The organism is Streptomyces sp. NPDC037126 (genome assembly GCF_055605965.1).
Genome location: NZ_JBVJTD010000011.1, coordinates 63,621 through 83,539, shown reverse-complemented (window position 1 = coordinate 83,539; position 19,919 = coordinate 63,621). Strand labels below are relative to the sequence as shown.

21 protein-coding genes are annotated in these 19,919 nt (G+C 73.4%); 7 read left to right on the top strand and 14 right to left on the bottom strand.

The window, feature by feature from the left end:
- Positions 1 to 245: 245 nt before the first annotated feature.
- Positions 246 to 1,256 (bottom strand): anti-sigma factor family protein, encoded by a 1,011-nt coding sequence (locus ACZ7FF_RS23905; RefSeq protein WP_470814293.1) that lies wholly within the window; start codon positions 1,254 to 1,256, stop codon positions 246 to 248.
- Entirely contained in the window at positions 1,253 to 1,954 is a 702-nt protein-coding gene (gene sigE / locus ACZ7FF_RS23900) for an RNA polymerase sigma factor SigE (protein WP_470814292.1), read from the bottom strand. Before sigE ends, ACZ7FF_RS23905 begins: the two co-directional genes overlap by 4 nt.
- Positions 1,955 to 2,188: 234 nt before the next feature.
- On the opposite strand from sigE, the gene ACZ7FF_RS23895 reads away from it, so the two are divergent.
- Positions 2,189 to 2,887: an O-methyltransferase gene (locus ACZ7FF_RS23895; RefSeq protein ID WP_470814463.1), complete on the top strand. Its 699-nt coding sequence runs from the start codon at positions 2,189 to 2,191 to the stop codon at positions 2,885 to 2,887.
- A gap of 120 nt (positions 2,888 to 3,007) precedes the next feature.
- On the opposite strand, the gene ACZ7FF_RS23890 is transcribed toward ACZ7FF_RS23895, so the two are convergent.
- Positions 3,008 to 3,175 carry a DUF3117 domain-containing protein gene (locus ACZ7FF_RS23890; protein ID WP_018544333.1) on the bottom strand — a complete coding sequence of 56 codons (168 nt, stop codon included), beginning with the start codon at positions 3,173 to 3,175 and terminating at the stop codon, positions 3,008 to 3,010.
- 372 nt (positions 3,176 to 3,547) lie between these two features.
- Between ACZ7FF_RS23890 and chcB the strand changes: the two genes are divergently transcribed.
- On the top strand, positions 3,548 to 4,351 hold the full coding sequence (chcB, locus tag ACZ7FF_RS23885) for a 2-cyclohexenylcarbonyl CoA isomerase (protein ID WP_470814291.1): 804 nt from the start codon (positions 3,548 to 3,550) through the stop codon (positions 4,349 to 4,351).
- 53 nt (positions 4,352 to 4,404) lie between these two features.
- Here the strand turns inward: chcB and ACZ7FF_RS23880 are convergent, their stop codons facing one another.
- Together ACZ7FF_RS23880 and ACZ7FF_RS23875 are read right to left on the bottom strand one after the other, a co-directional pair.
- The gene (locus ACZ7FF_RS23880; protein WP_470814290.1) at positions 4,405 to 4,986 is read right to left on the bottom strand and encodes a DNA-3-methyladenine glycosylase I; all 582 of its coding nucleotides are present in this window, start codon (positions 4,984 to 4,986) and stop codon (positions 4,405 to 4,407) included.
- Positions 4,983 to 5,339, bottom strand: coding sequence for a DivIVA domain-containing protein (locus ACZ7FF_RS23875; RefSeq protein WP_470814289.1), 357 nt, complete (start codon positions 5,337 to 5,339; stop codon positions 4,983 to 4,985). Before ACZ7FF_RS23875 ends, ACZ7FF_RS23880 begins: the two co-directional genes overlap by 4 nt.
- A 138-nt stretch (positions 5,340 to 5,477) precedes the next feature.
- Here ACZ7FF_RS23875 and folP point away from each other — a divergent pair, with 138 nt between their 5' ends.
- A complete protein-coding gene (folP, locus tag ACZ7FF_RS23870) occupies positions 5,478 to 6,338 on the top strand; it encodes a dihydropteroate synthase (RefSeq protein ID WP_470814288.1) in 861 nt (286 codons plus the stop codon).
- Positions 6,339 to 6,406: 68 nt separating this feature from the next.
- Here the strand turns inward: folP and ACZ7FF_RS23865 are convergent, their stop codons facing one another.
- Together ACZ7FF_RS23865 and dapE are read right to left on the bottom strand one after the other, a co-directional pair.
- Positions 6,407 to 7,165, bottom strand: a complete 759-nt coding sequence (locus ACZ7FF_RS23865; protein ID WP_470814287.1) for an LOG family protein — start codon at positions 7,163 to 7,165, stop codon at positions 6,407 to 6,409.
- Between the two features lie 105 nt (positions 7,166 to 7,270).
- Positions 7,271 to 8,350: a succinyl-diaminopimelate desuccinylase gene (gene dapE, locus ACZ7FF_RS23860; protein ID WP_470814286.1), complete on the bottom strand. Its 1,080-nt coding sequence runs from the start codon at positions 8,348 to 8,350 to the stop codon at positions 7,271 to 7,273.
- A gap of 95 nt (positions 8,351 to 8,445) precedes the next feature.
- Between dapE and ACZ7FF_RS23855 the strand changes: the two genes are divergently transcribed.
- The gene (locus tag ACZ7FF_RS23855) at positions 8,446 to 9,435 is read left to right on the top strand and encodes a VldE C-terminal domain-containing protein (RefSeq protein ID WP_470814285.1); all 990 of its coding nucleotides are present in this window, start codon (positions 8,446 to 8,448) and stop codon (positions 9,433 to 9,435) included.
- A 274-nt stretch (positions 9,436 to 9,709) separates the two neighbouring features.
- Entirely contained in the window at positions 9,710 to 10,159 is a 450-nt protein-coding gene (locus ACZ7FF_RS23850; protein ID WP_470814284.1) for an ATP-binding protein, read from the top strand.
- Between the two features lie 59 nt (positions 10,160 to 10,218).
- On the opposite strand, the gene ACZ7FF_RS23845 is transcribed toward ACZ7FF_RS23850, so the two are convergent.
- Together ACZ7FF_RS23845 and fdxA are read right to left on the bottom strand one after the other, a co-directional pair.
- On the bottom strand, positions 10,219 to 11,310 hold the full coding sequence (locus ACZ7FF_RS23845) for a bifunctional succinyldiaminopimelate transaminase/glutamate-prephenate aminotransferase (protein ID WP_470814283.1): 1,092 nt from the start codon (positions 11,308 to 11,310) through the stop codon (positions 10,219 to 10,221).
- A 123-nt stretch (positions 11,311 to 11,433) separates the two neighbouring features.
- On the bottom strand, positions 11,434 to 11,754 hold the full coding sequence (fdxA, locus tag ACZ7FF_RS23840; protein WP_018561461.1) for a ferredoxin: 321 nt from the start codon (positions 11,752 to 11,754) through the stop codon (positions 11,434 to 11,436).
- A 140-nt stretch (positions 11,755 to 11,894) separates the two neighbouring features.
- On the opposite strand from fdxA, the gene ACZ7FF_RS23835 reads away from it, so the two are divergent.
- Both ACZ7FF_RS23835 and ACZ7FF_RS23830 read left to right on the top strand, forming a co-directional pair.
- Entirely contained in the window at positions 11,895 to 13,019 is a 1,125-nt protein-coding gene (locus ACZ7FF_RS23835) for a GNAT family N-acetyltransferase (RefSeq protein WP_470814282.1), read from the top strand.
- A gap of 29 nt (positions 13,020 to 13,048) precedes the next feature.
- On the top strand, positions 13,049 to 13,915 hold the full coding sequence (locus ACZ7FF_RS23830; RefSeq protein WP_470814281.1) for a SirB1 family protein: 867 nt from the start codon (positions 13,049 to 13,051) through the stop codon (positions 13,913 to 13,915).
- Positions 13,916 to 13,919: 4 nt separating this feature from the next.
- Here ACZ7FF_RS23830 and ACZ7FF_RS23825 read toward each other — a convergent pair whose 3' ends face one another.
- The 5 genes from ACZ7FF_RS23825 to ACZ7FF_RS23805 all read right to left on the bottom strand — a co-directional run bounded on the left by ACZ7FF_RS23825 (position 13,920) and on the right by ACZ7FF_RS23805 (position 19,821).
- Positions 13,920 to 14,534 carry a response regulator gene (locus tag ACZ7FF_RS23825; protein ID WP_470814280.1) on the bottom strand — a complete coding sequence of 205 codons (615 nt, stop codon included), beginning with the start codon at positions 14,532 to 14,534 and terminating at the stop codon, positions 13,920 to 13,922.
- Positions 14,531 to 15,721 (bottom strand): sensor histidine kinase, encoded by a 1,191-nt coding sequence (locus ACZ7FF_RS23820; RefSeq protein ID WP_470814462.1) that lies wholly within the window; start codon positions 15,719 to 15,721, stop codon positions 14,531 to 14,533. The genes ACZ7FF_RS23825 and ACZ7FF_RS23820 overlap by 4 nt, the downstream gene beginning before the upstream one ends.
- A 5-nt stretch (positions 15,722 to 15,726) precedes the next feature.
- Positions 15,727 to 16,467: an ABC transporter permease gene (locus ACZ7FF_RS23815; RefSeq protein WP_470814279.1), complete on the bottom strand. Its 741-nt coding sequence runs from the start codon at positions 16,465 to 16,467 to the stop codon at positions 15,727 to 15,729.
- On the bottom strand, positions 16,464 to 17,393 hold the full coding sequence (locus tag ACZ7FF_RS23810) for an ABC transporter ATP-binding protein (protein WP_470814278.1): 930 nt from the start codon (positions 17,391 to 17,393) through the stop codon (positions 16,464 to 16,466). The genes ACZ7FF_RS23815 and ACZ7FF_RS23810 overlap by 4 nt, the downstream gene beginning before the upstream one ends.
- 145 nt (positions 17,394 to 17,538) lie before the next feature.
- Entirely contained in the window at positions 17,539 to 19,821 is a 2,283-nt protein-coding gene (locus tag ACZ7FF_RS23805) for a hypothetical protein (RefSeq protein WP_470814277.1), read from the bottom strand.
- Positions 19,822 to 19,919: the final 98 nt, after the last annotated feature.

The following is a 19,919-nucleotide window of genomic DNA, read 5'->3' as shown; positions in this document are numbered from 1 at the left end:
TGGGTCTTCTCGGTGTCGGCCGCGGACGCCCCGGTGGGCCTGGGCAGTTCGTAGTCGGTGTCGGTCGCGGCGGAGGTCTGGCCGGCCGCTGGCGTCGGCCGCGGCACCGCCTCCGGTGGGACACGGTTGCCCTCGTTCATGCTCTCCCCACGGGTGGCCGCGGCCACCCGCTTCGTGCGGTGACCGCGGAACATCGACTGCGCACTGGATTCAACCAGGTTCGCGAGCCGCGGCGCAGTGGCCGGTCAGCGGGCCTGAGGGGGCGCGGCGGGGGACGCCGAGGGCGTGGGACCGGTGCCGGGGGCGGGCGTGGACAGCAGGCCGGAGCCCGGGACCTCGGGGGCCCCGGACCAGTCCGTGAGCGGGAAGGCCAGGGTCTCCTCCAGCGGGCGTATCAACGGGGACACCGCGGCCGCACCGGCCATCACCGGTGCCGTCAGCCCATGGGCGTCGTCCTCGCTCTGGCCGGGCGTGGGAGTCGGTGCCCCGGGCACCAGCGGCGCGGACATGGCGGTCGGCGCCGCCGTCGTCCGGCCGAGCAGCGAGCCGCCCTGGGCCAGCAGCGGTCCGAACGAGCGCCGGCGCTGGGTGTCGGGCGCGGCCGACCCCGTGCCCGTGCCCGTGGTCCCGCCGGTGCCCGCGGTGCGGGCCGGGACCACATTGCTGCCGGTGCCGGTACCGCCGCGGGCGTCCGCGGTCATGTCCCCGGGGATCGCTGAGGTCACGCCGCCGAGGGCGACCGCGGCCAGCGACACCGCTCCGGCCGCGGCGAAGGCGAACCGCAGTCCGCGCGAGGCGGAGCGGCCGTCGTCCGGCCGGCCGACGGGGTGGATGCGGAAGCCGCGCTCCTCGGGGGCGGGCACCGGGTGCGGGCGCGCGGGCACGTACCCGAACGCGAAGCGCTCGGCGCGCCTGACGCCGAAGACGCCGGAGGTCCCGGCGTCGGGGTCGCGTCCGAAGAGTCCGCCCCCGGGGGGCGTGGCGCCGCCGTCCAGGTCGCCGCCCCCGGGCAGCCCCTGGAGCCGGGCCAGCAGGCTCTCGGAGGGCGGGGGCGGTGCCGCCTCCGCGAAGACGTTCTTCAGTCGGCGCTGGGCGTCCGCCTCGGCCTTGCACCGGGCGCAGGTGGCCAGGTGCGCGAGGACCCGCTCACGCGTCTCATGGCCGAGCTCTCCGTCCACCAGGGCGGAGAGCCGGTCTCCCAGGTGCTGCTCTGCGAGGCGTGCCTCCTCGACAGGTTTCGGTCGTGATCCGGTCACGCGGTCGCGCCCCCTCCCCCCAGAGCGGGGACCCGGGCAATGAAGGAGCGCCGCTCGGCCGCGCGGGCCTCCGGGGACCGGTGGGCCAGGGCCTTGCGGAGCTGGGAGCGTCCGCGGTGGATGCGTGAGCGGACCGTGCCGAGCTTCACGCCCAGGGTCGCGGCGATCTCCTCGTACGACAGTCCTTCGATGTCGCACAGGACGACGGCGGCGCGGAACTCGGGCGCGAGGGTGTCGAGGGCCTGCTGGACGTCGGCGTCGAAGTGGGCGTCGTTGAAGAGCTGTTGCGGGGTGGGTTCGCGGCTGGCCAGGCGCTCGGCCGCGTCCTCGCCGAGGGCGTCGAAGCGGATGCGCTGCTTGCGCCGGACCATGTCCAGGAACAGGTTCGTGGTGATGCGGTGCAGCCAGCCCTCGAAGGTGCCCGGCGAGTACGTCGACAGGGAGCGGAAGACGCGGACGAAGACCTCCTGGGTGAGGTCCTCGGCGTCGTGCTGGTTGCCCGTGAGGCGGTAGGCCAGGCGGTAGACGCGGCCGCTGTGTGTGCTGACGATCTCGTCCCACGTGGGCGGAGTCCACGCCTGCCCGTCCGCGTCGGTGGCGAAGGTCGCGGTCTGGGCGTCGCCTGCGGCGCGGTGGTCAGCAGCGGTGTCGGTCACGGATTTCGGCCTGCCCGCCGACCCGAGGAAGCGCCGCAGCACTCCACCCCGGTCCCCGGGCGCAGCCGCACCTCCCCTGTCGGCTCTGGTGGTGTCCAGTGGAGCCCCTACCATAGCCACCTCGCCCGTTAGCTCCGGATAAGCGGTTTTACGAGAATTTGATACACGCTGATACGGCTCATGCGGCTGCGTGAGCAGCTGCTCGGCGTCCTGATCCACCTCTTACCCCCCGTCGTGGCCCCCGCCACCGTCACATCCCTATAAACGCCCGGTCCCATCTGCGGGTTCCCGACACCAACGGATACAGTCACGCCCAGGCAACCATGGGGACAGGAGAGGGTCATTACCGGCAACCGGCAGACGAGCTGGGCGTTCGCCGACGCCTTTGTCGCCGAGGACGAAGCGCTGCGGTGGGCCCGTGACCGGGCCCGCGAGGCGGGGCTGCGCTCGGTGTCGCCCGGCACGGGCGCCGCGCTGCGACTGCTCGCCGCCTCCGTGGACGCGAAGGCCGTGGCGGAGATCGGCACGGGCTGCGGGGTGTCCGGAATCCATCTGCTGCACGGCATGCGCCCGGACGGGGTGCTCACCACGGTCGATCCGGAGCCGGAGCACCAGCAGTTCGCCCGGCAGGCCTTCCGTGCCTGCGGCTTCGCCAGCAACCGGGCTCGCTTCATTCCCGGCCGGGCGCTCGAGGTGCTCCCCCGGCTCGCGGACGCCGGCTACGACCTCGTCTTCTGCGACGGGGACCGGCAGGAGTACCTCGACTACCTCGCTGAATCGTTGCGCCTGCTGCGCCCCGGCGGTCTGGTCGTCTTCGAGGGCGTCTTCGCGAACGGCCGTACGGTCGACTCGGGGCCGCAGCCGACGGAGGTGCTGCGGCTGCGGGAGCTGCTGCGCACGGTGCGCGAGAGCCCGGAGCTGATCACGTCGCTGCTGCCGGTGGGCGACGGCCTGCTGTGCGCGGTCAAGCGGTAGGACCGCGCGGGGCCTGTCGTGGGCCTGCGGGGGCACGCGGGGTGAAAGGGCCTGAGGACGCGACCGCCCCGGCACCGCGTACGATGCCGGGGCAGCCGGATGGACCGACTCGCTCGCGCGTCAGACGACGACCTTCTTGAGGGCGTCGCCGAGCGCCTCGGCCTCGTCAGGGGTCAGCTCGACGACGAGTCGACCGCCGCCTTCGAGCGGAACGCGCATGACGATGCCCCGCCCCTCCTTGGTCACCTCGAGCGGGCCATCGCCCGTCCGCGGCTTCATGGCCGCCATGCTCGTTCCCCTTCCTGAAACCAGGCTCATCGTCTGCCGACGGCGCCCGGGCGGGCACCCGCGGCCCGGACGGACACGCGACACCGGCATCGAACACATTGCTTCCAAGCCATTATCCCGCATCTCAGGACCCGATGACCAACATCAGTCGGCATCGCTTGGGCAACGCGCGCGAGCAAAACCACTCAATTCGGGGATGTGGCTGCGATACTGCGCCACCGCACGGAGACCCGCCGGCCGGCTCGGCTCCGGTTTTCTTTGACGCAGGTCACACGTCGGGTCCGGCCCCGGTCCTGCGATCTCCGCCATGCTGTCCTCAGACATCGACGTACTGAGCGGTACGTCACCAGCCGCGATAGCAGAGGGGAAGCCATGGCCGACACCGTGCTCTACGAGGTGAGCGACGGGCTCGCGACGATCACGCTGAACCGCCCCGAGGCGATGAACGCGCTGAACATCGCGACGAAGGTCGCCCTGCGGGAGGCCGCCGAAGCCGCGGCCGGGGACACGGCCGTACGGGCGATCCTGCTGACCGCCGCCGGGGAGCGGGCGTTCTGCGTGGGCCAGGACCTCAAGGAGCACATCGGGCTGCTGGCCGCCGACCGGGAGACCGGGTCGGGGCAGACGATGAGCACGGTCAAGGAGCACTACAACCCGATCGTCCGGGCCCTCGCGGGGGCGCCGAAGCCGGTGGTCGCCGCGGTGAACGGCGTCGCGGCCGGGGCGGGCTTCGGCTTCGCGCTCGCCGCGGACCACCGGATCGTCGCCGACACCGCGGCCTTCAACACGTCCTTCGCGGGCGTGGCGCTGACCGCGGACTCCGGCATCTCCTGGACGCTGCCCCGGGTGATCGGCCCGAGCCGCGCCGCCGACCTGCTGCTCTTCCCGCGCACCATCAGCGCCCAGGACGCCCTGGAGCTGGGCATCGCCAACCGGGTCGTCCCCGCGGCCGCGCTGCGCGAGGAGGCGGAGCGGACGGCGCGGGCGCTGGCGGAGGGGCCGACGGTGGCGTACGCGGCGATCAAGGAGGCGGTGGCCTTCGGGCTGACGCACTCCCTGTCGGAGACGCTGGACAAGGAGGACGAGCTGCAGGCGAGGGCCGGGCAGTCCGAGGACCACGCCATCGCCGTCCAGGCCTTCGTGAACAAGGAGAAGCCGAAGTACCTGGGGCGGTGACGCACCGCGGGAACCGCGCCGCGGCACGGCCGCTCGCGCGGTTCCCCCGCCTCCTACCGGGCGCTTCTGGACACGCAGGTCTCCAGGTGGTCGTCGACCAGCCCGCAGGCCTGCATCAGGGCGTAGGCCGTCGTCGGCCCGACGAATCTGAGGCCGCGCTTCTTCAGCGCCTTGGACAGGGCGGTGGACTCGGGGGTCACGGCCGGGACGTCGGCGAGCGTCTTCGGCACCGGGCGCCCGGCCGGGTCCGGGGCGTGGGACCAGATCAGCTCGTCCAGTTCGCCCTCCGCCCAGCCGGCGAGCTCGCGCGCGTTGGCGAGCGTGGCGTCGATCTTGGCGCGGTTGCGGATGATGCCGGGGTCCGCGAGCAGCCGCTCGCGGTCCTCGTCCGTGAAGGCGGCGACCTTCTCGATGCGGAAGCCGGCGAAGGCGGCGCGGAAGCCGGGCCGGCGGCGCAGGATCGTGATCCAGGACAGGCCGGACTGGAAGGCCTCCAGGCTGACCCGCTCGAAGAGGGCGTCGTCGCCGTGGACGGGGCGGCCCCACTCCTCGTCGTGGTACGACACGTAGTCGTCGGTGGACAGGGCCCACGGGCAGCGCAGCGCGCCGTCCGGCCCGGCGACGGCGACGGTCATCGCTGGTCCTCCGGCCGGTCGTGCTTGTCCAGGCGGGCGTGCGCGGCGGCGGCCCGGGCGCCGGCCAGCGCGGACTCCAGGTCGGCGATGCGGGACTCGCTCTCGGCGAGTTCGGCGCCGAGGCGGCCGAGCGCGTCGTCGACGTCGGCCATGCGGTAGCCGCGCGGGGCGACCGGGAAGCGCAGGCTCTCCACGTCGCCGCGGCTCACCGGGCGGTCCACGGGCAGCGGGTCCTGCAGCCGCTCGGGCGCCACCTCGGGCAGCGGGCCGCTCTCGCCGCCACCCACCACGGCGAGTGTCACCGCGGCGACCACGACGGCCAGCGCGACGACCAGGAACAAGAACATCACCATCGCCTTAGGGTCCCCACGCTTCGTGCCGGACGCTGTGCCGGACGCTGAATCTGTCAGGGTCCGATCGTGCCATGCGAGTGTGACAGTTAGGGTCGCAGGCGGTCGTACTGCCGGACGTACTAGGAGAGGTCACAGCGGATGCTCAGGCTGGGCAGGCGGGAATTCGGGCCGCACGAACGGGTGATCATGGCGATCGTCAACCGGACCCCGGACTCCTTCTACGACCAGGGGGCCACCTTCCGTGACGAGCCGGCCCTCGCCCGGGTGGAGCAGGCGGTGGCCGAGGGCGCCGCGATCATCGACATCGGCGGCGTGAAGGCCGGGCCGGGCGAGGAGGTCTCCGCCGAGGAGGAGACGCGGCGGACGGTCGGCTTCGTGGCCGAGGTGCGGCGCCGCTTCCCGGACGTGGTCATCAGCGTCGACACCTGGCGGGCCGAGGTCGGCGAGGCGGTGTGCGAGGCGGGCGCCGACCTGCTGAACGACGCGTGGGGCGGCGTCGACCCCGGGCTCGCGGAGGTGGCGGCGCGCCACCGGGTGGGGCTGGTGTGCACGCACGCGGGCGGTGCCGAGCCGCGTACCCGTCCCCACCGGGTGACGTACGACGACGTCATGGCCGACATCCTGGACGTGACCGTGGGGCTGGCGGAGCGGGCGGTGTCGCTCGGGGTGCCGCGGGAGTCGGTGCTGATCGACCCCGGGCACGACTTCGGGAAGAACACGCGGCACAGCCTGGAGGCGACGCGGCGGCTGGACGAGATGATCGCCACGGGGTGGCCGGTGCTGGTGTCGCTGTCCAACAAGGACTTCGTCGGGGAGACGCTGGACCGGCCGGTGAAGGAGCGGTTGCTCGGCACGCTGGCGACGACCGCGGTGTCCGCGTGGCTCGGGGCGCAGGTGTACCGCGTCCACGAGGTCACCGAGACCCGTCAGGTGCTGGACATGGTGTCGGCCATCGCCGGCCACCGCGCCCCCTCGGTCGCCCGCCGGGGTCTGGCCTAGCCGCCGGGGATCCGCCCCCGGATCCGCCCTCCGCGCCGGGATCCGGAGGGCGGAACGCCGCTCGGGGCCTAGCGGCCCGCTTCCTTCGACACCAGGGCCACCGCTTCCGCCACGTCGTCGGTGACGTGGAACAAGAGCAGGTCCTTGTCGGCCGCCTTGCCCTGGGCCACCACGGTGTTCCTGAGCCAGGTCACCAGGCCGCCCCAGTACTCGGTGCCGAAGAGGACGATCGGGAAGCGGGTGACCTTCTGGGTCTGGACCAGGGTCAGCGCCTCGAAGAGCTCGTCGAGGGTGCCGAGGCCCCCGGGCAGCACCACGAAGCCCTGCGCGTACTTCACGAACATCATCTTGCGGACGAAGAAGTAGCGGAAGTTCAGGCCGATGTCGACGTAGGGGTTCAGGCCCTGCTCGAAGGGCAGTTCGATGCCGAGCCCGACGGAGACGCCGCCCGCCTCGCACGCGCCCTTGTTGGCCGCCTCCATGGCCCCGGGACCGCCACCGGTGATCACCGCCCAGCCGGCCTCCACCAGCCCCCGGCCGAGCCGCACCCCGGCGTCGTAATCCTGGGAGTCGACCGGTGTCCGGGCCGAACCGAACACGCTGATCGCGGGGGGAAGCTCGGCGAGGGTGCCGAAGCCCTCGATGAACTCCGACTGGATCCTCAGGACCCGCCAGGGGTCGGTGTGGACCCAGTCCGTGGGGGCACGCTCGTCCAGCAGCCGCTGGTCGGTCGTACTGGCCGTCACCTGACCTCGTCTTCGGAGGACCGGTCCGAGTCGCTGCTCGTCCGGCGGCTGCTTCTTCCCCACGGGGTTGCCGGTAGGCATGTGCGCTCCCTCCGCTTGCCGGGTAGTTCGATGTCAGACTAGATCTACGCGGGTTACGGAGGGGGGACATGCGCATGTCCGGCACGCGTGTGCCGTGCCCGTCACCTACGCGGTGAGCCAGCTGCGCAGCCGCTCCTCGCCCGCCAGGACCTTGGCGACCTCGACGCGCTCGTCGCGCTTGTGCGCCAGGTGCGGGTTGCCGGGGCCGTAGTTCACGGCGGGGATGCCGAGCGCGGAGAACCGGGAGACGTCGGTCCAGCCGTACTTGGGCCGCGGGGTGCCGCCCACCGCCTCGATGAAGGCCGCCGCGGCCGGATGGGAGAGGCCGGGCAGCGCGCCGCCGCTGTGGTCGTCGACCACGAACTCCTCGACGCCGCAGTCCGCGAACACCTCGCGGACGTGTGCGATCGCCTCCTCCTCGGTGCGGTCGGGGGCGTAGCGGAAGTTGACCGTCACCACGCACTCGTCGGGGATGACGTTGCCCGCGACCCCGCCGCTGATGCCCACCGCGTTCAGGCCCTCGCGGTACTCCAGACCGTCGATCACCGGGTACCGCGGTTCGTAGGCCGCCAAACGGGCGAGGACCGGGGCGGCGGCGTGGATGGCGTTGGCGCCCATCCAGCCGCGCGCCGAGTGGGCCCGCTCGCCCTTGGTCCTCAGCAGCACCCGCAGGGTGCCCTGGCAGCCGCCCTCGACCTCGCCGTCGGAGGGCTCCAGCAGGACCGCGAAGTCGCCCGCCAGCCACTCCGGGTGGGCCTCGGCCACGTGCCGCAGGCCGTTGAGGTGGGCGGCGACCTCCTCGTTGTCGTAGAAGACGAACGTCAGGTCGCGGTTGGGGGCGGGGACGGTGGCCGCGATGCGCAGCTGGACCGCGACGCCCGACTTCATGTCGCAGGTGCCGCAGCCCCACAGCACGCCGTCCTCGTCCAGCCGCGAGGGGACGTTGTCCGCGATCGGCACGGTGTCGATGTGGCCGGCCAGGATCACGCGCTCGGCGCGGCCCAGGCGGGTGCGGGCGATCACGTTGTTGCCGTACCGGTCCACCGTCAGGTGCGGCAGGGCGCGCAGCGCGGTCTCGATCGCGTCGGCGAGCGGCTTCTCGGTGCCGCTCTCGGAGGCGAAGTCCACGAGCCGCGCGGTGAGCGCGGCGGCGTCCAGCGTGAGGTCAAGCGAGGTGTCGGCCATGGCCCCGACCCTAGCGCGCCGCAGGTGCGGGCCCCCGGGCCCGCACTGTGCCGACCCCTGGTGGGGGCCCGGGGCGACTCCAGTACCTTGTACGCGTGTCAGAGCCGTCCCCCACCCGTCCCAAGCGTCGCGGTCGCCTCTTCCGTTTCGCCGCGGCCCTGTTGGTCCTGTGCGGCGTCGCCGCCTACCTCGTGGTGCAGTACGTCACCGGGGGCGGCGGGGCTCGCGGCTGCACGGTGGTCCCGGCCTCGGGCGCCGGGACGTCGTACGACTTCACGCCCGAACAGGCCGTGAACGCGGCCACGATCGCCGCCGTCGGCACCGGGCGGAACATGCCCGAGCGGGCCGTGACGATCGCGCTCGCCACCGCGCTCCAGGAGTCCGGGCTGCGCAACATCGAGCACGGAGACCGGGATTCGCTCGGCCTGTTCCAGCAGCGGCCCTCCCAGGGCTGGGGCACCGAGCAGCAGATCATGGACCCCACGTACGCGGCCGGCATCTTCTACGCCCACCTGGCCAAGGTGCCCGACTACGACGACCTTCCGCTGACGGTGGCCGCGCAGCGGGTGCAGCGCAGCGGCTACCCGGAGGCGTACGCCAAGCACGAACCGGACGCCAGGCTCCTCGCGGCGGCGCTGACCGGGCAGGCGGCGGCCACGCTGACCTGCGACGGACGTCCGGACGGCGCGGCCGAGGCGACGGGTCCGGACGCGGTGCGGGCCGCGCTGGTGCGGGACTTCGGGCGGGACGCGCTGCAGGAGACCGGTGCGGAGGTGGGCGGCACTCCCGTGCCCTCGCCGTCTCCCCGGCCGAGCGTGACCGCGACCGCGAACGGGCGCACCGTGACCGTTCCGGTGCCGCTGGGCACGAGGACGGACCGGACCGGGCGCACGGAGCGCGAGCGGGGCTGGCAGCTGGCGCACTGGGCGGTGGCCAACGCCTCGACGCTGCACATCCGGCGGGTGGCGTACGCGGGGCGGGAATGGAGCGCGGGGAGCGGCGGCAGCCGGTGGACGAGCGCCGCCGCCGGGACCGCCGGTGCGGAGCAGTCGGTGGGCGCCGTCCGGATCGTGACCGGACAGTAGTGCGGGCTCTCGCCCGCGGGAGTGACGCGGCCCCGCGGGGCCCGCTCGTCGGGCGAAGGCCGGGTCCAGGCCCGGAAACCCAGGGAAATCAAGGGCCGTAAGGATTCTGCTGATTTTCGGGCAGCGCTTCTTTGCCCGTTTTTATCCACACCTGATAATGCGATGCGTTATCCATTCTTTACCCGGGGCGTCCGCAACCTTCGCGGGCTTCGAGCGGTAGTCACGGCGTCCGAGCTCGGACACACCACCGTTCTCTCCCGTCGAATGGAGCATCATGTCCCTCCCTCTGACCCGCCGGATCGCCCGTGCCGCGCTGCTTGTCGCAGCGGGAGCGGCCGCCGGGGTCGGTGCGGCCGGCTCCGCCGGTGCGGCCACGAACCTGCCGGCGGCCACCCCGAACCTGGGCGGCCTGACCGCGCTGGACGGGGCGCACGTCGGCAACACGGTCGACGGTGCCACGCAGAACGTCACGTCGCTCGCGGGCAACGCGGGCGGCAACGCGGTCAAGAACGCGGTGCCGGCCGCGGGCAGGACCGGCGGCGCCGCCGTGAAGAAGGCGGCGCCCGCGGCGCAGCAGGCCGCCGGGTCCGCGGCCGGGGCCGCGGGTGGCGCCCTCGGTGACACCGCCGCCGGTGCGACGAAGGGCGGGCTGCCGACGGACTCCCTCACCAAGGGCGGGCTGCCGACGTCGAACCTGCCGGTCCACGGGCTCCCGCTCACCTGAGCACCCGCTGACGGCGACGGGGTCCAGGGGCTTCCCTGGGCCCCGTCGGCCTGTGCGGGCTACAGCCGGGACACCGCCGCCGCGACGCGCTCGTCCGTCGCCGTGAGGGCCACGCGGACGAACTGCTCGCCCGCCTCGCCGTAGAAGTCGCCCGGTGCGACGAGGATGCCCAGGCCGGCCAGATGGGCGACCGTCTCCCAGCAGGACTCGCCCCGGGTGGCCCAGAGGTAGAGGCTCGCCTCGCTGTGCTCGATGCGGAAGCCGTGGCCGAGCAGGGCCGCCCGCAGGGCCTCGCGGCGGGCCGCGTAGCGCTCGCGCTGCTCGTGCACGTGGGCGTCGTCGCCGAGGGCGGCCACGACCGCGGCCTGCGTGGGCGCGGAGGTCATCATGCCGCCGTGCTTGCGGATCTCCAGCAGGGGCCCCAGGACGGCCGGGTCACCGGCGACGAAGGCCGCGCGGTAGCCCGCCAGGTTGGAGCGCTTGGAGAGGGAGTGGACGGCGACGATGCCGTCGTAGGAGCCGCCGTTGACGTCCGGGTGCAGGACCGAGACCGGGTCGGCCTCCCAGCCCAGCTCCAGGTAGCACTCGTCGGACAGGACGAGGACGCCGTGCTCCCGGGCCCAGGCGACGATCTCCGTCAGCTCCCGCTTGGACAGGACCTTGCCCGTCGGGTTGGACGGCGAGTTCAGCCACAGGAGCTTCAGGCCGGCCGGGTCCAGCTCGCGGGGGTCGTCGTAGACCTCGTACCCGGCGCGGGCCAGGCGGGCGCCCACCTCGTAGGTCGGGTAGGCCAGGCGCGGGTACGCGACCCGGTCGCCGGGGCCGAGGCCCAGCTGGGTCGGGAGCCAGGCCACCAGCTCCTTGGAGCCGACGACCGGCAGGACGTGGTGGTGGGTCAGGCCGCGGGCGCCCAGACGGCGCTCCAGCCAGCCGGTGATCGCGTCGCGCAGTGCCGGGGTGCCCCAGACCGTCGGGTAGCCCGGGGAGTCGGCCGCGTCGATCAGGGCCTTCTGGATCAGTTCGGGGACCGGGTCGACCGGGGTGCCGACGGAGAGGTCGACGATGCCGTCCGGGTGGGCCGCGGCCGTCTTCTTGTACGGCTCCAGCTTGTCCCAGGGAAACGTCGGAAGGCGGTCGGAGACTGCGGACACGGGAATCAGGCTCTCTTTCGTACGGTGCGGCAAACGCCTCGGTCCCGTACAGCGGCGATCGTGGGCGATCGGGCCGTACGGGACCGAGGCGGCGCGGTTCGGGGCCGCTAGGCGCTCAGACGGTCACTCGCCCTGCGGCGGCAGCGCGGCGATGAAGGGGTGGTCGCGCTCGATCAGCCCCAGCTTGCTGGCACCGCCGGGAGAGCCCAGCTCGTCGAAGAACTCGACGTTCGCCTTGTAGTAGTCCTTCCACTCCTCCGGAGTGTCGTCCTCGTAGAAGATCGCCTCGACCGGGCAGACCGGCTCACAGGCACCACAGTCGACGCATTCGTCCGGGTGGATGTACAAGGACCGCTGGCCCTCGTAGATGCAGTCGACCGGGCACTCCTCGATGCACGCCTTGTCCTTCACGTCGACACAAGGCTGCGCGATGACGTAGGTCACGCTGTCGTTCCTCCTCGATAGGGCGCTGGCGGGCCTCCTCAGGCTCCGCCGCCTGGCGCGCGGGAGCGCGGCGTCGTCGATGCCCGCCCCTAGTATCTCCGTTCCGGAGCATGATCCGAACAGGAGGGGTGAACTGACCAGTGGAAATCTCGGCGTCAGGACGTCTCGAAGTCCGCATCACCCCCGCTGACGTGGGAAAACGCGTATCCGTAAGGCGGTTGGGCGAACCGGGTGCGGCGCCGGAGAAGTTCACCGACACGGTCGGTGTTCTCACATCATGGGATGATGGCGTGCTCATGATCACACGACGGGACGGGCAGAGCGTCCGGATCGCCGAATCCACCCTGGTCGCGGGCAAGGTGGTGCCGGCCGCTCCGGCCCGGCGCCGCGGTCCCGCGGCCACGTATCCGGAACTGGCGCACATCGCCTCGCGTGGCTGGCGCCCGGTGGAGAGCGAGCGGCTCGGCGAGTGGGAGCTGCGGGCCTCCGTCGAGGAGGTGCCGCGCCCCGGGGGTGCCCCCGGGCTTTCGGCACCGGGGGAGCGTCCGGCCGGGGTGGTGGCCGGGCGACGGGCGGGCTTCACCCGGCGGGCCAACAGCGTGCTGCCGATCGGCGATCCCGGCCTGCCCCTCGACGCGGCCCTGGACGCCGTACGACGCTGGTACGGCGAGCGTGGCCTCGCCGCCTACGTGCAGACCGCCACCGGCGCCGAGGGCACCCAGGAACTGCTGTGCGCGGAGCTGGAGCGGCGCGGCTGGGTGCGGGAGGTGACCGCCGAGCTGTGGACGGGCGCCCTGGCGCCGGTCGCGGACCGGGCGGAGGGCGCGGACGTCGTCCTCACCCGGCGGGCGGACGAGGCGTGGCTCGCGCGGTATCAGCGCAAGGGGGTGAGCGAGGTGGCCCTGCGGGTGCTGGGCGGCGGGCCGTCGGTGTGGTTCGCCTCCGTGCCGGGCGCGGAGGGCGAGCCCCCCGCGGCGATCGGGCGGTGCGTCGTGGACGGACGGTGGGCCGGGTTCGCCGCCGTGGAGGTCGACCCCGGCCGGCGGCGTCAGGGGCTGGCCACCGAGGTGATGGCCGCGCTCGCCCGGCGCGCCCTGGACGAGGGCGCCTCGGCGGCCTGGCTCCAGGTCGAGACGGACAACGAGGGCGCCCGTGCCCTCTACGCCGGCCTGGGCTTCAGCCGCCACCACAGCTACCACCACTACCGGGAGCCGGACGCCGCGGGGCGGCCCGGGGAAGGCGGTCGTGGTGGTGAACGGTCGTAGGAACCGCCGTGGAAGGGCATGAGCCTGCCATGCGTCACCCTTATCTGCCGCCGCCGTATCCGCCCGGGCCGGAACGGTCCGCCGAGCTGCGCCGGCGCTTCGCCGAGGAGGCCGGGTCCGAGCGGCCCGACCTGTCGGCGCTGTGCCTGCTGATCGGGGCCGAGGCGGACGGCTCGCTCGACGAGACCGGCATCGACACCGCACAGGCCGATCTCGACCGGCTCGCGGGCGAGCTGCCGTACCGGCCCGGCGGCCCGCGCGCGTGGGCGGAGGCCGTGCACCGGCTGCTCGGCGCCCGCCACGGGTTCCACGGGACGCCCGCCGACTACCAGCGCCTGGAGTCCTCGCTGCTGCACGAGGTGCTGCGGCGGCGGCGCGGGCTGCCGATCCTGCTGTCGGTGGTGTGGCTGGAGGTGGCGCGCAGGGCGGGGGCCCCGGTGTACGGCGTGGCGCTGCCCGGGCACTTCGTGGTGGGGTTCGGGACGGCCGGGGAGCAGGTGCTGGCCGATCCCTTCGACGGCGGCCGGGTGCTGACCGGCCCCGACGCCGAGCTGCTGGTCGTGGGATCCACCGGGGCGCCGCTGGACCCCACGATGCTGGAGCCCGCCGCGCCGCTGGAGGTCGTGCAGCGCATCCTGAACAACATCCGGGCGTGGGCCACGGCCCGGCCCGAGCGGTCGGACGTCGCCCTGCGGGCGGTGGACCTGGCGCTGCTGATCCCCGCGCACCCGGCCAGGCTGCGCTACGAGCGCGGGCAACTCCTCGTGCAGCGCGGCCGGTTCACCGAGGGAGCCGAGGAGATGGACTCCTACGCCGACCTGATCGAGGTGGTCGACGAGCCGGCCGCCGAGAAGGTGCGGCAGCAGGCGCGCACGGCACGCTCGAAGCTCAACTGAGCCCTCAGAGCCAGCCCTTCTCCCTGGCGATCCGCACCGCCTCCGCCCGGTTGCGGACCGCGAGCTTCTGGATGGCCGTGGAGAGGTAGTTGCGGACCGTGCCCTGGGAGAGATGAAGGGCCTTGGCCAGTTCGGCGTTGGTGGAGCCGTCGGCCGCCGCGCGCAGCACCTCGCGCTCGCGGTCGGTGAGCGGGTTCGCGCCCTCGGCGAGCGCGGCGGCGGCCAGCGTGGGGTCGATGACCCGCTCGCCGGAGAGCACCTTGCGCACCGCGTCGGCGAGCTGGGCCGCGGGGGCGTCCTTGACGAGGAAGGCGTCGGCGCCCGCCTCCATGGCGCTGCGCAGATAGCCGGGCCGCCCGAAGGTGGTGAGGACGACCAGCTTGACCTGCGGGAACGCCCGGTGGACCTGGGCCGCCGCCTCGATGCCGGTGCAGCCCGGCATCTCGATGTCCAGCAGAGCCACGTCCACGCCGTGCGCGCCGACGGCCCCGAGCACCTGGTCCCCGCGGGCGACCTGGGCGACGACCTCGATGTCGTCCTCCAGGCCGAGCAGCGCGGCCAGCGCCTCGCGGACCATCGACTGGTCCTCGGCCAGCAGGACCTTGATCGTGCTCGTCATGCACCGGATCCTACGTCCACCGGGGTGGCCGTGGGCACGCGGGCGACCAGCCGGAAACCGTGCTTCGCACGGCCCGCCTCCAGGCTTCCGCCCGCCTTCTCCAGACGCTCGGTCAGACCGGTCAGGCCGTTGCCGGGGCCCGCGCCGGAACCGCCGGATCCGTTGTCCTCGACGATGAGTTCGAGCTCCGGTCCGTCCAGGGTCTGGCGGTGCACCAGCTGGACCAGGCAGCGGTCGGCGCCGCTGTGCCTGACCACGTTGGTGACCGCCTCGCGCAGCGCCCAGGCCAGCGCGGACTCGGCCTCCTCGGGCACGCCGGCGAGGTCCGGTTCGGCGGGGACCTCGGCGGTGACACCGGCCGCGGTGAGGGCGACCTGGGTCCCGGCGAGTTCGGCGGCGAGCCGGGGGCGCCGGTAGCCGGTGACGGCCTCGCGGACGTCGACCAGGGCCTGCCGGCTGACCTGTTCGATGTCGGCGACCTGCTGGGCCGCCCTGTCGGGGTGGTCGGGCAGCATCCGCCCGGCCAGCTCGCTCTTCAGCGTGATCAGCGACAGCGAGTGGCCCAGCAGGTCGTGCAGGTCACGGGCGAGGCGCAGCCGCTCCTCGTTCGCGGCGAGCTGGGCGACGGTGGCCCGGGCCTTGCGCAACTCGATCGTCGTACGGACCAGTTGGCCCACGCCGACCATCGCGAACCCGATGAGGACCACGAGGATCAGGTAGTCGTTCGCCTGCCGGCCGTCGTGCAGGCCGACGAGGAACATCACCACGCCGGTGGCCGGGATCGCCCAGGACGCCGCCCGGACCGGCAGGGTCGCCCCGCAGGCCACCGAGAGGTAGACGAAGAGCCCGAGCCAGGACTCGCCCAGGGTGAGGGCCAGCACGGGGGCCAGCACGCCGAGGACCGAGAGCAGGGAGACCACGAACCCCGGCGTGAAGGGCTGGCCCATGTTGCGGAAGACCAGCGTCAGGTAGGCCCCGACGAAGGCGGCGAGGCCGAACGCGCCGGCCACGGTGGCACCGGTGGTGTGGTGGCCGCCGGTGAGGTCCTGGATCGGCGAGCTGAGGAAGACCAGCCAGACGCCGATCCACAGCACCTTCACGCGCAGCTCGCGCCGGGTGCGGGACCCCTGGCCGATCGTCACGGTGCGTTCCGGCCGCTTCTCGCGGGCCAGCGGGTCTTCCGTCATCGTACTCACGCCTTCAGCGTGTCCTTCCGGTACAGCCAGGCCGCGCCGCCCGCGAAGAGGACGAAGTAGACGGCGAGGATGGCGACGTCCGTCGTGCTCGGGGCCTGGCTCTGTTCGATCGCCCGCCCCAGTGCAGCGTACGCGTGCGTCGGCAGCCACTTCGCGATGTCCTGCAGGACCTGCGGGAACGTCGTGGACGGCATCCACAGGCCACCGAGGATCGACAGACCGAAGTAGACGATCATCGTGATCGGGCGGACCGCGTCCCCGGAGGCGATGTAGCCGATGGCGACACCGAGCGCCGCGAAGACCAGGCTGCCGGCCCAGATGACCCCGGTGAGGGCGAGCCACTGCCAGGCGTCCAGGCGTACGTGCTTGACGCCGGCGGCGACGGCGAACACCACGATGATGGACGGCAGGCTCACCACGGCCGCGCTGGCGGTCTTGGCGAGGACGTAGCCGCGCCCGGGCAGCGGGGTCAGCCGCAGCTGCCGCACCCAGCCGCTCTCGCGCTCCTTGGCGATGCGCTCGCTGTTGCCCATGAGGACGGCGGTCAGGGCGCCGAAGGAGGCCATGGAGACCATCAGGTAGGTGGCGACGGTCAGGCCGGTGTCGCCGACCTTCTGGTCGGAGCCGGAGCTGCTGGCGAAGATCAGGTAGATGAACGAGGGGTAGAGCACCGAGAAGAACAGGAACTTCTTGTTGCGCAGTGCGCGGGTCAGTTCGAGCTTGATCAGCGAGTTCATGACTGCTTGGCCTCCTCGGCCTCCGTGATGGCGACGAAGGCCTGCTCCAGACCGAGGCCGGCGACTTCGAGGTTGCGGGGGTAGACGCCGAGGCCGTACAGGGCGTGCACGGTGGCGTCGGCGTCGGAGGACTGGATGCGGACGGTCTGGCCCGACACGTCGATCGAGGTGAGGAACGGCAGGGCGCGCAGGGCCGTCTCGTCGATCTCGCCCTCCAGGTCGAAGGCGACCCGGCGGGCGCCCGCCTTGGCCTTGATCTCGGCGGCGGTGCCGTCGGCGAGCAGCCGACCGCGGTGCAGCACCAGGACCCGGTCGGCGATGGCGTCGGCCTCTTCGAGGTAGTGGGTGGCGAACAGGACCGTACGGCCCTGGTCGGCCTGCTCGCGCATGGTGGCCCAGAAGGCCTGGCGGGCGGAGACGTCCATGCCGGTGGTCGGCTCGTCCAGGATGATCAGGTCGCTGTCGCCGGCGGTGGCGAGGGCGAAGCGGACCCGCTGCGCCTGGCCGCCGGACAGCTTGTTCACCTTGCGGTCGGCGATCTGCGCGATACCCGCGCGGGCCATCACGTCGGCGGGCTTGTACGGCTTCGGGTGCAGCGAGCAGGAGAGCTTCACCAGTTCGGCCACGGTGACGTCGTCCATCAGGCCGCCGCTCTGCAGCATGGCCCCGACCCGCCCGGCGACGATCGCGTCGCGCGGGGTGCCGCCGAACAGGCTCACCGTGCCGCCGTCCGGGTGCTTGAGGCCGAGGAGCAGGTCGAGCGTGGTGGACTTGCCGGCCCCGTTCGGACCGAGGAGGGCGACGGTCTCCCCCGGGTACAGCCGGAGCGAGAGGCCGTCGACGGCCCGGACGGCCCCGTACGTCTTGGTCACCTGGTCGAAGCCGACCACCGGGGTGGTGGTGGCCGGTGCCGCTGTCGTTGTCATGCTCCCCATCGTGGCGGCAGGGGGCGCGTCCCCGGCAGTGTCGGCGGTCCCGAGAGCCGGATGACAGATGTCATGCCGTCGGGGTGACACCGGCCGAGGGGGCGCCCGGCACAGCGCACGCTGCCGGACGCCCCCTCGGACGCCGCTAGTTCGGGTTCGTGCTGATCACGGCGACCCGGTTGGTCGTGCTCATCAGCGCCTGACGCAGGGCGCCGTAGACGTCCTGGGGCGTGACCGGCGTCTTCTCGCCGTTGGCCCGGGTGATGAGCACACCGTCGAAGGCCTGGCCGTACAGCTGCTTCAGGGCGGCCAGGTCGGGCTTGTCGACGAGCTTGCCGTCGACGGCCGTCACCTTCAGGAACTTCCACAGCGACTTCTGCGGGCTCATCGGGACCGAGTGCGCCGCGTCCGTCCGCACCGTGACGTTGGCCGACATCGCCGGCTTCGCGAACTCCTTCATCTCGCGGTCGACCTCGGAGTCGGGGACCGTCGGCCGGCTGGTGCTCGTCGGGACGTCGACCGGGGTGGACGCGCCGGTCTCCACCGCCGTGCGGTACGCCTGTTCGACCGCCTGCGTCGACTGGGCCGCGTCGATGGCCTTGCCCGGCTTGCCGTACACGGCGACCGCCGTGCCGGGCTTGAACGTGATCCCGCCCTCGGTGACCGAGCCGGAGCCGCCGCCGGCCTGCTGGAGCGCGGCCTGGAGCTTCTCCCCGTCGACCGTCATGACCGGGTCGACCACGCGCTGCTGCCCGAAGAGGGTGCCGATCACGGAGACCGGGTTGTAGTCGCTCTTCGCGGCCTTGCTCGCGGTGGCCTGGAAGTCGAACTGCAGACCGGCGTTCTCCGGGGTGAGGGCGACCGTCCTGCCGCCCACGGCCAGCTTCAGCGGCTTGTTCACCTTGCCGCCGAAGGCGTCGTCGAGCTTCTTGACGGCGTCGTCGCGGGTGCCGCCACCGATGTCGACGCCGAGCACGGTGGTGCCCTTGGGCACGTCGGTGTGGTTCATCAGCAGGCCGGCGCCGTAGACACCGCCCGCGACCACGACCACGCCGACGCCGAGCAGCACCAGCTTGCTGCGGCCCTTCTTCTTCGGCTTGGCCGCCGCCTTGGGCGCGGCGGCCGGGGTGGACCTGGGTGCCGTGGCCGGGGCCGGTCCGTCGGCGGGGCCGCCCGGGCCGAACGGCGAGCCGCCGGCGCCCGGGACGACCGGGATGCCGCTGGTGACGGTGTGTCCGGAGACGTTGTCCGGGGCGCGGAAGCCGGGCGTGCCCGGTTCGGGGGCCGGCTTCTGCGGGGTGAGGATCGCGGTGTCGTCGCTGAGTCCGCCACCGGGACCGAGCCCGGTGGGGCCCGTGCCGGGGGTGGCTCCCGAGGGGCCGGGGCCGGTGGGACCGTCGAGGTCGGCGAGGGCGCTGCGCGGGGCGCCGCCGAAGCCGCCCGCGCCGGACACGCCGTCGAAGGGCTCGCCGGGGCCGCCGGCCGGCGGGACGAGGGGGCCGTCACCGGTGACCGGACCGCTGGTCGGGCCCGCCGGGCCCTGCGGGCCGCCCGCACCGCCGCGGCCGCCCGGCCCGTTGAAGCCGCTGGCACCGCCCGTGCCGTGCGCGCCGCCGGCACCCGCGCCGGTGCCGAAGCCGTCCTGCCCGCCGTTCTCGGCGAAGTACGGCAGGTCGTCGCGGCGCGCGTCGCCGCCGCCCGCACCGGAGCGGGAGCCGCCGCCCAGCGGGCCCGCGGCCAGCGCCTCGGTCACGTCGAAGGAGCCGGTGCCGCCGCCGTGGCCGGGGGCCACGGGGCCGCCGGTGGCGCTGGGCAGGCCGGAGCCGTTCGTGCCGCCGGAGCGCGAGGCGCCGGGCACGCTCATGGAGCCGACCACACCGCCGGGACGGCCGCCGCCGGGGCGCGCGCCGGTGGTGCCGGTCGTACCGGTGGCTCCCGGACCACCCGGACGGGCACCCGACGCGCCGGTGGAGGTGGTGGAACCGCCCGGAATCCCGGCCCCGTTCGTGCCTCCGCCGCCCGCTCCGCCCTTGCCGGGGGAGGACTTGCGGGGCGCGAACCAGTCGCTGGCCTTCTCCTCGGCCTGGGCGGCCGGGGGTTCGGCGGGGGCCTGGGCGGTACCGGCGGGCGCCGGGGCGGCCGGGGGCCGCGGCTCGGCGGCGGGGGCCTCGTCCCGGGTGCTCTCGGACTCCGCGACGGGCTTGCGCACCACGACCGGCGGGATGGGCCGCGATCCGGGGATGTTGATCCGGATCCGGGTCGTCAGCGTGGTCTCGGTCTTGCGTTCCTCCGGGCGCGCGGCCGAGCGGCCCGCGTCCGCAGCGTCGTCGGAAGCCATGGGGGTCCCGTACGGCGGCGTGCCGGAGGGGTATGCGGCTCCGCCGTGCCCGTTGGGACCGGAGGACGGAGTGTCAGTTTCACGACTCAAGGCAGGTTCTCCCAGTTGGCTCCGCCGCCCGTTGCGACCTGAATACTCTGGGGGTCCCCCCAACTCGAGCGAAGTCGAGACCTTGGGGGAGGCTCGGC